This is a genomic window from Gillisia sp. CAL575 (assembly GCF_000403785.1).
In the GTDB taxonomy this organism is placed as follows: domain Bacteria; phylum Bacteroidota; class Bacteroidia; order Flavobacteriales; family Flavobacteriaceae; genus Gillisia.
The window spans coordinates 1-12,189 of the sequence record NZ_APHJ01000017.1; the positions used below are offsets into that span (position 1 = coordinate 1).

Sequence of the window (12,189 nt, forward strand, 5' to 3'; positions counted from 1 at the left end):
GTATTGAAGCTATTAAATGCTGCCTGCCTTACCTTTTCGTCCCACTTTGCTAATCTTATAAGTGCCGTGGTTTTATCCCTTGTTTTGTTGAATATCCAAGATAGGTTTTGGCACAATTTGTAAGCTTTTTCCAGGTCAGGATAAAGTTGAAAAAGGATCTCCGCTCTTATCGATTGGTTCTGGGTCCATTTGTTGCTTGATTTATAGAGTAGGTATCTGCTTCTGGCCAGTAATTGTTTTAGGGGGATCAAGGCTTTTTTAGTTGGGGTGGCAGAACTATGTCTATTTCCAACAATATTTTGATTTCCCTACAATTAGTCTATTTCAATATATCGAGGAAACTTCATAGTATAAAAGACCCATAGCTCTCACTGATTTTATCTTTTCTGAAACTTGGACCTATCATAAGAACACCAGTAAATATTGCTGTTTATTGGGTATTTCCGGAGCGGTCTTTTGATATTATGATTTTTCCTGTGAATTAAATTATCAGTGCGATATCTAAAAAACTTAGGTAGTGATTAACCTAAGGCATAGCAATTATAGCAATGTTAGAATCCGAGGAGTTGATGAGATTTTTACTGTACCAGATGCGTCAAAAGTAGTTTGCGCCCTATGCTGTTTTTATTTAACGCTTAACTTCCCGTACGCTATAAAAACAGCACAGGATCCACGCGCAAGTTAGTTATGGTAGATATGGGGACTTTTACATAAATAATCAAGATCACGCTTGTGAATTATTTTTTACATATATAATTTGTGCCTACTAAATGGAAGGCTATTTCAAGTGGGGTCAGAAATTGACCTTCCATTACAGGACTTAAAATTATAATGCATACTGACCTTTCAGTCTTAAATTTACTTCAACATCCTCATCACTGGTATTTCTAAAAAACCATCCATGTTTTCCTTCATAAGGAGCAAAAAAAGTACCCACCATATTGTTGGAGTTGGCAATGGTGTAACTTTCAAAGTAAACTTCCTTTACCTCTTTTTCTTGCTTTACTTCCCCGTGAAAATCGAAATAGAGTATCTCCCCATTCTTGGTAGTCCATTCGTATTTCATTTTCCCATGCTTAAGCATATTTATTTTAAATTCAATTCCTTTTCCTGCTGGTACAATGACTTTGGTTTCATCTTCCTGCAAACTTAATTGAGTAGTTGGAGGAGGATTATCGGCCTCTTTAGGTCTTTCCACAGTAGGCCCTGAACCTGCTTTTTCGAGTTTGATTATTGGAGTAGAAGTATTTGCGGCAATAACTCCTAAACTATTTGTTTCGGCTTCTTCGGGAACGTAAAGCTTGCTAAATCCCAACAGTTCTCCAGCCCCTGTAGGATCCATTCCAAATTCTGCTGGTAAAACCGCTATAACCAATAATAGCGCACCGACAAGAAGTGAGATGATGGTCGCTTTAATGATTTTGCTTTTTTCCAATACTGGATGCTTCATTTCTGACATAATTGTATTTTTTTAAGATGTAAAGTAGCCTGTTAACTGGAAACCGAGCAGTAAAAACCCAGCGGCCATCAGGGCTGTATTTGTTATTGTTGAAAATTTCATAAAACTAGGTTGTCTTCTCCATACCGTGATAAGTAGCAATACTACCGCTAAAGCAATAAATTGTCCTATTTCTACACCTATATTGAAACCAATTAAGTTTGTAAATAAGCCTTCGCGGTCGAATTTGAATTCTTGCAATTTACTTGCAAGGCCAAAACCGTGAAATAATCCGAAGATTAAAACCGCTGCCTTTGTATTGGGTTGCTTACCAAAGAATTGCTTAAATCCGCCTAAATTATCGAATCCTTTGTATACGATAGATAGCGCTATAATTGCATCGATTAAGTATGCATTAATGTTGATATCGGCTAAAACACCTAAAAGTAAAGTGGTACTGTGACCAATTGTAAAAAAACTAACATATAATAGCACTTCTTTTGGTTTATATAGAAAGAATATAACACCAACTAAGAATAGTAAATGATCATAACCTGTAATCATATGTTTTGCTCCTATATACAAAAAGGGTCCGAAGGCAACACCATTGTTTCCTAGCAAAAAGGTTTGTGTGTTTTCATCGACACCGTGCGCAAATGCGGTAGTGCAAAGTGCGCAAACGACAGTTAATACCAGAAAGGATATTATCTTTTTTATTTTCATAATAAATTAGATTTAATCCCATTGCAACTTGATGCACAATGGGATTTTAATTATTAATGTGCGTGCCCGTGGGATTTAACCTGCTCTAAACTATCCATTTTCATTTTGCGGGCCATTTGGATGCTATCCTGCGTACTCATCATTTCCACATTGTTGTCTCTATTAACATTTTCTTGGACATTTGGAGTAGCTTCCTCCTTTTTTGTTTCCTTGCAAGATGCGAATAGGGTTGTCAATGCAACTGCTGTAATAAAAAATACTCTTTTCATAATTTATTGATTTTTGATATTAGTGTTTAAAATTTGTTAATCTATGTTCCTTAATTTGATTACATAAAAATCTAATTGGATTTTTTATTTAGAATATACCTCTTAAAGATTGTTCCTAAATCTTTTTCCGAAAACCATATATCGCTTGGATGAAGATGAAGTACAGGAGCCTGTTGGCATCTATCGTTGCAATCCATTTTATCAACTTCAATTTTATCTTTCAAGTTATATTTCTTTATATAGTATTCTAAACGCTTTCCTTTTTTCTTTCGGCAGTTTGCACCGTTACACTGATAAATGACGGGTTTATTATTGTTAGAATCTTCCATAATGCTATTGTTTATCGTGAATACTCATTTTTTTGTTGCTACATTTTTTATAGGAATATTAATGTATAATTGCCTTTGATTTTATTTGATCTGAATTTCTAACATTTTCTTTTGGTCTAAGAAACAGAAAAACAATTATAAGTAAGGACAGCGTAATAATTCCACCATATAGAAATTCTTTTTCAGGGAAGTAAGTTCCCAAAAATCCGGCTATGGGATATGCGAATGCCCACCATAGATGTGAAAAGGCAAAATGGGAGCCATATACTTTCCCCTGTTCACTATCTGGAATATTTTCTCCAATAAGTGTTTCTGAAGGTATTTCTGCAAGACTTTGTCCCAAACCAGCAAAGATCCAAAAGACAAAGAGCAGGGAAAAATTCAGGTAATTTGCGGCACTAATTGCTAGACCCAATACTAATGCTCCCAATACTAAGGAAACCTGCCTCGATTTAGATTTATCTATAGCACCAGAAATGAAAGCAGCGACTGTTGCACCAATACCGAAGGCAGCCATAATTAAGCCATAATCTTTATCGGTAAGATCTAATCCACTTTTTACAAGTATAATGGTATTCACCAATATAAAAGCTCCGGCCATCGCTGTTACCAGTTCTATGAAAAGCGCAAAACGTATGTATTTGTTTTGAAACAAAAGTCTGATGCCCTTGGTTACATCTTGCCAAGTTGTAGGCTTTTCTTTTGAAAGCTCTTCCTTCGGAGCATTCAAGAAATCTTTTGGAAGGGTTAATAGCAATATACCCGCGACAATAAATGTTGCCGCATCAATCAGAAAAATTTCTCTCGCACCCAACCAGACTGCAAGTATACCCGCTAATCCTGGTCCTAAAACCCCTAATAATTGATAAGTGGCAGCCGATAGACCAATAGCTTGCCGATATAATTTCTTGTCAACTATCTGTGGAATAATAGACCTGTAAGTTGGGCTAAAAAAAGCATTGAAAACATTCATAAGAAATACCAAAACATAAATTTGCCATTCGGCGGTAATGAATGGTAACATTGCAACAAGACCCATCCTAATAAAATGAGTCGTGTACAATATTTTTTTTCGGTCTATCCGGTCTGCTAGTACACCTGCAAAAGGTGAAAAGATGATAAAGGCTGTTACCCGCAATGTGAGTGCCGTAGCCAAAATTAAAGCTGCCCTTCCTTCCCCAAATTGATAGGCTAATAATGCCAATCCAACCCAAGTAAAGGCATCACCCAACAGGCTAATGGTCTGTGCGAGATACACTTTCGCAAACAACTTATTTTGCAGAGCCTGAAAGGGTTCTGTTAATCTGGATATTACCTTGTCAATTTTCATCTTGGTATTACAAAATTATTTTTTAAATTAAAACTATTCCTCTTCTTCAGAATTTCGCAAAGCAGACAAGATGGAATAAGCGTTTTTTACCACCGGCTTAAAATTGTTAATATCAAAACTTTCTGCAAAAGTTATAGCTGTATAGCCTTCCTGTTCAATTCCTTTTTTAACCTGTTCCAATATAAATTTATAACCACCTTCAGTTTCTTCGGTCTGAAGGATTACAAAATCTTTTCCTTCGTATTGGACGATAGCTTCAGAGGCAATTGCATTTTGCTTATTTGTACCGCTTTCTAACCAAGCCTTTACATACATACCAGGCAAAAGGCCTTTCTCGTCCCCTTCATTTATGTGGCAATGAACCGGCGTCATACGATCTTTCCCAGTCGCTTTTCCTATTAAGAAAACTTCAGCAGTACGATTAAACGTATTGTCATTGGAAAGGGAAAATTTAACGGTTTGGCCCACTTCTATATTCCCTAAATCCTTTTCAAAAGCATTCAATGCCAAATGAACATCGTTTAAATTAACTAGTTCAAATAGAACATCCTGTGGCGATACATAATCCCCAATATTTACATTGCTTGCCTTCACAAAACCTGTAATTGGGGCATAAAGGTTTGCAGTTCGCGATATATTGCCGTTTTGTACAGAATTCTTACTGATACCCGCAAGCGCAAGTTGTTGTTCATATGCCTTAACCCGCCCTTGTGTTATTCTATAATCTGAAGAAACCTGTTGAAACGTTTTTGCTGAATTTATGTCTTCTTCCCTCAATTGTTTCTGGCGTTTGTATTCTTCTTCAAGAAATTGGAGTTTGCTTAAACTTTCTAAATAATCCTGTTGGATTTGGATAAATTCAGGATTTTCAATCGTGGCCAAGACTTGCCCTTTTTTGATCTCTTCACCAGGTAGTTTCCCGGCAGTTTTTAAATAACCTCCTAAGGGTGCAGATACAGAAGCCATACTTTCAGGCTCTACATCAATGACTCCATTCAGTTTAATAATATTACTAAGATTTCTCATTTCAATCTCCCCGGTTTCAATTCCGGCCAGATTGTATTGGTCTTTGGTAAAAGTGATCTGTTTGGATCCGTTTGCAACTGGTTGTTCTTTTTTTATCGAAGTTTCTTCGGAAGATTCCATTTTTTCGGAATCCTTGTTGCCACAAGCCACTATGAATAGGGTAGATAAAATGAGCAGCGATATTTTTGTTCTAAATTGAATTTTCATTTTTATATATTTTAATGTGAAATCACTTTTTTACAAGCCCAATAAGGCTTCGATTACTATGATAGACTGGTTATATTGATAAAGTGTGTTTAAATAATCTGTTTGAATACTATTCGCCAAAGTGAGGTTTTGCAGGTATTGCGTGTAAGAAGCATCTCCACTTTTAAAGCTCTTTTCTGAATTGTTAATAATAAGTTCCGCCTGTGGCAGCGCTTCATTTTGATAGTAGCTCAAAGTTCCCTGAAGTTTGTAATATTCTTGTAGCAAATTTTGTAGTTCCCCTTGTAACTGGGTTTGGTTCAACTCAATTCGAGATTGGGCGATATCCTCTTCAATTTTTGCTGCCTTGATCTTGGAACGATGCCCCCCAGGAAAAATGGGAATTGCAATCCCTACCTGAAAGGATGAAAACAATTCATCATCATTAAAATTTTGGTTTGCTAACCCGCTACTTTGAGCACCATTAAAGGTTTGATTATTATAACCGAACATAATATCTGGTAAAACTTTGTTCCTTTCCACATTGGTCTCCCGTTTTCTTACCTCCAACTGTTGCTTTAAATAGGCGAACAACGGGCTTTGTTCTACAGATTGACTTTCAATATCGAAATTTATCTCACGAGGGATTAATTCAATGGATTTAACACTAATATTCTCCTTAGTGTTCAAGACTACTTGTAGTCGGTTTTGTGCGATTCTCAAATCGGCTTCGTTCTGTTGAAGCTTATTTTTTATTTGCATCGATTGAGCTGCTGAGGTTACACTTTCCAGTCTTGTGGATTCTCCAGTTTTATAACGCATCAAGCTTGATCTATCAAGATTATCGTACAGGCTATCTTGACGCTGCAACAAGTGTTTATTCTCCATTAAGAACAAAGACCTCAAATAGGCAGCTTTTACATCAGCAATCAGTTCATTTTCTTGTATAACTTTAAGTTGTTCACTACTATTGACCTTGGCTTTTGCCAGCTTGAACTGACTGGTGTAAACTGTAGGAAAATTGATTCGTTGCGTAACTCCATAAAGATTATCTTTTACCGCAGGCGTATTAAATTCGCCGCCTGAGTAGGAAAATTCTGTTTTAGGAATACTTATCGCTCCATACTTTCCTGTTTCTTCAACATCTATTTCATATTGTGCAATCTTAATTCGGTTATTGTTCTTAAGTGCAATTTCAATAGCCTCAGGTAATGTAAGTTCACGCTCTTGCAGCTGACTTGTTTCTTGTGCCTGAAGTTGCATCGCCGGAAAGAATAAACCACCAATCACGATTAAAGTGGTAGCTATTTTCTTTCTTCTAAAATTGAATTTGACTTTGCCTTCAGTAAAATAGATATATAGGACTGGTAGTACAATCAGAGTTAATGCAGTAGCCGTAATTAAACCACCTATAACTACGGTAGCCAATGGTCGTTGTACTTCTGCTCCTGAGGAACTTGATATCGCCATAGGCAAAAATCCTAATGCAGCTACGGTAGCAGTCATCAATACCGGTCTTAGTCTCAAGCGCGTTCCTTGGAGAACACGATCATAAATATCTTTTACGCCTTCTTTTTCCAGTCTATTGAATTCTGCAACCAATACGATTCCATTTAAAACGGCCACACCAAATAAGGCAATAAATCCGATTCCAGCCGAAATACTGAATGGTAAGTCTCTTATGATTAGTGCAAAAACACCTCCAATCGCAGATAAAGGGATTGCCGTAAAAATGAGCAAGCTTTGTTTTATTGAACCAAAAGCAAAATAAAGCAAAATTAAAATCAGCAACAAGGCTACTGGCAAAGCGATCATTAATCTTTGATTCGCCTCTTGCAGGTTTTGAAATTGACCGCCATAGGTTATATAATAACCTGCAGGCATATCAACATTCGAAGCCATAATTTGCTTGATATCCTCGATGATACTTTGAACATCTCTGTCACGTACATTGAAACCAACCATAATTCGACGTTTTGCATTATCTCGCTGAATTTGTACAGGTCCGGGTTCAAATGAAACGCTGGCTACCTCACTAAGTGGGATTTGCCTGCCCTCTGGGGTGCTCACATATAAATTCTGCACATCGGTAATATCGGTTCGGTAATCCTTGTCCATTCGCACAACAAGATCAAAACGACGCTCATCTTCATAAACCAATCCGGCAGATCTCCCTGCAAATGCCGTTTCTATAGCGTTATTGATATCTTCTACGTTCATACCATATTGTGCAATTTTATCGCGGTTCATTTTAATATTGATCTGTGGTAATCCAGTCACTTCCTCAACATATAAATCTGCAATTCCTTCTACAGATTTTATTTTGCTTCCAACATTACTAGCCAGATCAGAAAGAATATCAAGGTCTTCGCCATAAATTTTAATTACTACATCCTGTTTTGCACCAGTCAAAAGTTCATTGAAACGCATTTGTATGGGCTGTTGAAAGCTAAAAGTAGCATTAGGGATTATTGACAGGGATTCTTTCATCTCTGCTGCCAGTTCTTCTCTTCCGCCAGCTTTAGTCCATTCAGATTTTGGACTCAAAATAACCATCATATCTCCTGCTTCAATAGGCATAGGATCCGTTGGTATTTCTCCTGAACCGATTTTGTTCACAACTTGCAATACTTCATCTGGATATTCATTTAATAATATGGTCTGTGCTTTTTGAGAAACATCAATCATCTGGTCGATAGAACTTCCAACAGGAACTCGTGTCTCTACTGCAAAATCCCCTTCGTCCAATTGGGGAATAAACTCGCCCCCCATATTGGCAAATACTACTAGTGTAATAGCAAATAATCCTATTGCCAATCCAAGTACCACAAGCTTTGCGCGAAGGGCGGCTTCTATAATAGGTTGATAAATGCGCTGAAAGAAATCCATCATTTTATCGGAAATATTCCTTTTATGCTCTGTTTTACGACCTAGTGCAAGGGCAGACATCATCGGTACATAAGTAAGAGATAAAATCAATGCACCTAAAATAGCGAAAGAGACCGTTTGAGCCATCGGGTGGAACATTTTTCCTGCTACCCCGCTTAATGCCATAATTGGGAGGTAGACAATAAGTATAATTATTTGTCCGAAGGCTGCAGAATTCATCATTTTCCCAGCAGATAATTTCACTTCGGTATCCATTTGTGTTGAAGATAGCTTTTCAACCCCGGCATATTTCTTTTTACTGTTATGGATCCCGAACATTATAGATTCAACAATGATCACCGCCCCATCTACAATAAGGCCAAAATCTATGGCGCCCAAACTCATAAGGTTCCCCGAGACCCCAAAGAGGTTCATCAATGCGATTGCAAAAAGCATTGAAAGAGGTATGACCGAAGCCACTATCAACCCACCTCTTAAATTTCCGAGAAAGAGGATTAATACAAAAATCACTATTAATGCCCCTTCTGCTAGATTGGTGGTTACCGTTCCAATGGCGCGATCCACCAGCTTTTTTCTATCCAGATAAGGCTCTATAGTTACTCCCTCGGGTAAGGTTTCCTTAATCTGTTCAATTTTATCCTTTACATCATTTATAACTTCAGAAGAATTTGCTCCTTTCAACATCATTACAATTCCCGTAACTACCTCGCCCTCACCATTTCGAGTAGCTGCTCCATATCGAACACTGTGACCAAACTGTACCTTGGCAACATCCCTAACAAGTACTGGTGTGCCATTACTTACTTTCACAACTATCTTCTCCAATTCTTGCAAATTATTCACTAAGCCTTCACTACGAATAAAATATGCATTTGGACCCTTATCAATATAAGCTCCACCTGTATTTTGATTGTTTTTTTCTAGCGCTGTAAAAATTTCTTCAATAGTAACATTCATACTTTGAAGTTTATTGGGGTCTAAAGCAATTTCATACTGCTTTACGAAGCCGCCAAAGCCACTAACTTCTGCGACGCCAGGAGTTCCCAACAGCTGTCTTTTAATAATCCAGTCTTGAATAGTACGTAACTCTGTAGCATCGTATTGATCTTCATAACCCTCCTCAGGATGGATTACGTACTGATATATTTCTCCCAAGCCAGTGGTTACCGGTGCCATTTCAGGTTTTCCCACACCTTCGGGTATGTTACTTGCTGCCGAAGAAAGCCGTTCTTGTATTTGTTGTCTTGCCCAATAGAGATCTGTGTCTTCCTCAAAAACTATGGTTACAATGGAAAGACCAAAACGAGAAAAAGATCGCATTTCCTTTATTTCTGGTATACTTACCATTGTTTGCTCAACTGGAAATGTAACAAGCTGTTCCACCTCTTGTGCAGCAAGGGTAGGGGAAACAGTTATAACCATTACCTGATTATCTGTAATATCCGGTACGGCATCTATGGGTAATTGTGTTAAGGAATAGGTTCCCCAGCCAATTAAGAACAAGGTTAATATTCCGACAACAAGTTTATTGTTGATCGAAAACTGAATGATTTTATCTAACATTATAGTAGAAGAATTTTAAGATGGAAAACGAAAATGGAAAACATCAAGAGCTGACCTTATAGGACCTTGAAAAAAAGGCATATAGTTTTAATGCTAAAGATGAATTAGGGAAATAGTTATAACAAAGGATTATGACATAACTAAATAGGGATATAAATATCATCAAGTTCAGTTGAAGCTTGAATAGTTTATATCACCTTAAGAAATTAACAAGACGGAGGTCCCCGAAGGGTATGGGAAGGTAATGCTGTAAAATATGGAATTATAGGATAATCCCGAAAACGTTGCTTTTCAAAATTCGCGAACCAAATTTCTTGATTGTCAATGTGAACATTTAAAGGCGAGTTTTGAAAAATTTTAATTTTTACATCTAGATTTTTAACGGTGCCCGTTACATACTTTAAACTTCTTTCATTCAAGGAATGCTGAAAGTGCTCAAAAATATGGCCAAGCTCTAGATGTTCTTGAGCAATTTGTTGTGGACCCTTTTCAGAAGCATTAGAAACGTGCTCAGCATCAATATGAGGTACGATGTCGTGACCTATCATAATGAAGGCTGCTGCAAAAAAAAGTATATTTCTAAATAGCTTCAAAGAAAATTGATTCTATAATTAGATGCGAAAATAGTTATTTAATTTTAGATGGAAAATTAAAATCAATTTTCTATTTAACTAAATGGTTCAGCTTTATAGTTTTAAAATTTGACTTTTCTTCAATTTAAAGCCTTTTAGAAATTTATTACACTATCTAAAGCATCATCCGTATCCTGATGAATAAAATTGGCTTGATAGCGAATAGTAGTAGTAACCGATGAATGTCTATATAGTTTTTGCAACATTTGGATCGGAATTTTATCACCAGAAAGGTTTCCAAAACTGTGTCTATCAATGTTCATGCTTATGTTTTTTTTTAATCCCTAATAGTATTGCAGTCCTTTTTAATGCACGGTTGAGATTTCTGGTAACTCATTTTCTTAGGTGAGGGTTATAAGATATAAGCACTATATTTTTAATTAACTCAATATATGACCCAACAGTATTTCCATTGGCTGCATCAATCCAAAATGGCAGGTGCTTCGTCCATACTTCAATCTTTTTTGAAAAATGCTTCCTTATTTAGTCGATCAATTATCGGTTGAAAATCAAGCAATACATAACCCATATCTACTTAAAGTATATAATTTATGTAAACTAATATCAATCACGCATAACAGTCTTGATTTATGCTAATGGTGGGAATAGGACGCATCCTTATCTATGGGGTTTTTAGCCTAATTGTTTTGCTAATTAGTGTTAGACTATCGCTTTTCACTGGAATACCTGCTATTTTCTGAAGACCCTCCTTATTTTAAACTTCTTAATTATTTTAAAGTTTTTTAATCTTCCAAAGAATCATGTTCTTTATTGGGAATCACAACAGATGCCAATATTCCTCCGACTAATGAAAGACCTATTACTGCCAAGGAAAGCCATTCTGGAATTTCTATATGGTGTGAAAAGATCAGCTTTAATCCCACATAGGCAAGTATCAATACTAAACTGTAATTAATATAACGAAATTTATTCAGCATACGCGAAATAAGGAAATACATAGACCTTAATCCAAGGATAGCAAGAATATTAGAACTGAAAACTATAAAAGGATCTGCAGTAATGGCTAGGATAGCAGGAATACTATCAAGGGCAAAAAGAATATCTGTAAGTTCTATGATGATAAGGGCCATGAAAAGGGGTGTAGCAACACGAATTCCCATTCTCCTGATAAAAAATTTATCCCCATCCATAAAAGGAGTGTACGGAAGAACCTTTCTCATTTTTCTGAAAATGAAGGATTTCTTCGGATTAAATTCTGTTCCATCAGATTTCCACATTTTATAAGCCGTATAAATAAGGAAAGCACCAAAAACATAAACAATCCAGTCAAACTGGTTAATTAATGCTACTCCAAAAACAATCATAAGGGCTCGGAAAACAATAGCTCCTAAGATTCCCCAAAAAAGTACCCTGTGTTGAAATAGATCAGGTACTTTAAAAGCTTTGAAAATAATCGCAATCACAAAAACATTGTCGATACTTAGTGATAACTCAATTAAATAACCTGTAACGTATTTAAGAACGGCATCATCTGGAGTTATTCTTGTGGGATTGGCCACTAATCCTTGGGAAAACAACCACCAAATTACCCCGGAGAAACCAAGAGCAACTGAAATCCAAATACTGGTCCATATGGCCGCTTCTTTAGCTTTTATTACGTGAGCCTTTTTATTGAATACTCCAAGATCGAGAGCAAGAAAAAGTAAAATACATGAGATAAATATTACCCAGACAATCATAGTTGAGTTAATTAAAAATGTTAGTAAATATATGCTTAACAAATAGAGAAAATTTAATCTTCGGTACTTTGATATGTTTAAAAAAACCTCGTTCTTTAAAATTC

10 protein-coding genes and 1 pseudogene are annotated in these 12,189 nt (G+C 36.4%); all 11 read right to left on the reverse strand.

Annotation, left to right across the window (positions count from 1 at the left end; translation table 11 throughout):
* Positions 1–251, reverse strand: a 251-nt coding sequence (locus I130_RS16385) for a transposase (protein ID WP_198012017.1), incomplete at its 3' end; no start/stop codon positions are given.
* A 575-nt stretch (positions 252–826) separates the two neighbouring features.
* The gene (locus I130_RS00150) at positions 827–1,459 is read right to left on the reverse strand and encodes a hypothetical protein (protein ID WP_034917159.1); all 633 of its coding nucleotides are present in this window, start codon (positions 1,457–1,459) and stop codon (positions 827–829) included.
* A gap of 12 nt (positions 1,460–1,471) precedes the next feature.
* Complete coding sequence (locus tag I130_RS00155; protein ID WP_034917163.1) at positions 1,472–2,161, reverse strand: HupE/UreJ family protein; 690 nt, start codon at positions 2,159–2,161, stop codon at positions 1,472–1,474.
* Between the two features lie 53 nt (positions 2,162–2,214).
* Positions 2,215–2,430: a hypothetical protein gene (locus I130_RS00160; protein WP_034917168.1), complete on the reverse strand. Its 216-nt coding sequence runs from the start codon at positions 2,428–2,430 to the stop codon at positions 2,215–2,217.
* Between the two features lie 71 nt (positions 2,431–2,501).
* On the reverse strand, positions 2,502–2,759 hold the full coding sequence (locus tag I130_RS00165) for a (2Fe-2S) ferredoxin domain-containing protein (protein ID WP_034917172.1): 258 nt from the start codon (positions 2,757–2,759) through the stop codon (positions 2,502–2,504).
* 58 nt (positions 2,760–2,817) lie between these two features.
* Entirely contained in the window at positions 2,818–4,089 is a 1,272-nt protein-coding gene (locus I130_RS00170; RefSeq protein ID WP_034917178.1) for an MFS transporter, read from the reverse strand.
* Positions 4,090–4,122: 33 nt separating this feature from the next.
* The gene (locus I130_RS00175) at positions 4,123–5,322 is read right to left on the reverse strand and encodes an efflux RND transporter periplasmic adaptor subunit (protein WP_034917183.1); all 1,200 of its coding nucleotides are present in this window, start codon (positions 5,320–5,322) and stop codon (positions 4,123–4,125) included.
* Between the two features lie 30 nt (positions 5,323–5,352).
* Positions 5,353–9,753, reverse strand: coding sequence for a CusA/CzcA family heavy metal efflux RND transporter (locus tag I130_RS00180; protein WP_034917187.1), 4,401 nt, complete (start codon positions 9,751–9,753; stop codon positions 5,353–5,355).
* Positions 9,754–9,959: 206 nt separating this feature from the next.
* Complete coding sequence (locus I130_RS00185) at positions 9,960–10,346, reverse strand: hypothetical protein (RefSeq protein WP_232224002.1); 387 nt, start codon at positions 10,344–10,346, stop codon at positions 9,960–9,962.
* 134 nt (positions 10,347–10,480) lie between these two features.
* Positions 10,481–10,718, reverse strand: a pseudogene (locus I130_RS16390) (tyrosine-type recombinase/integrase); the annotation flags it as partial.
* Positions 10,719–11,128: 410 nt separating this feature from the next.
* Positions 11,129–12,085 carry a TerC family protein gene (locus I130_RS00190; protein ID WP_034917196.1) on the reverse strand — a complete coding sequence of 319 codons (957 nt, stop codon included), beginning with the start codon at positions 12,083–12,085 and terminating at the stop codon, positions 11,129–11,131.
* Positions 12,086–12,189 lie beyond the last annotated feature (104 nt).

What these genes read in the sequence shown, in the direction of transcription:
- I130_RS00190 (WP_034917196.1), bottom strand. Translation starts at nt 12,085, where the DNA reads ATGATTGTCTGGGTAATATTTATCTCATGTATTTTACTTTTTCTTGCT.
- I130_RS00175 (WP_034917183.1), bottom strand. Translation starts at nt 5,322, where the DNA reads ATGAAAATTCAATTTAGAACAAAAATATCGCTGCTCATTTTATCTACC.
- I130_RS00160 (WP_034917168.1), bottom strand. Translation starts at nt 2,430, where the DNA reads ATGAAAAGAGTATTTTTTATTACAGCAGTTGCATTGACAACCCTATTC.
- I130_RS00155 (WP_034917163.1), bottom strand. Translation starts at nt 2,161, where the DNA reads ATGAAAATAAAAAAGATAATATCCTTTCTGGTATTAACTGTCGTTTGC.
- I130_RS00165 (WP_034917172.1), bottom strand. Translation starts at nt 2,759, where the DNA reads ATGGAAGATTCTAACAATAATAAACCCGTCATTTATCAGTGTAACGGT.
- I130_RS00150 (WP_034917159.1), bottom strand. Translation starts at nt 1,459, where the DNA reads ATGTCAGAAATGAAGCATCCAGTATTGGAAAAAAGCAAAATCATTAAA.
- I130_RS00170 (WP_034917178.1), bottom strand. Translation starts at nt 4,089, where the DNA reads ATGAAAATTGACAAGGTAATATCCAGATTAACAGAACCCTTTCAGGCT.
- I130_RS00180 (WP_034917187.1), bottom strand. Translation starts at nt 9,753, where the DNA reads ATGTTAGATAAAATCATTCAGTTTTCGATCAACAATAAACTTGTTGTC.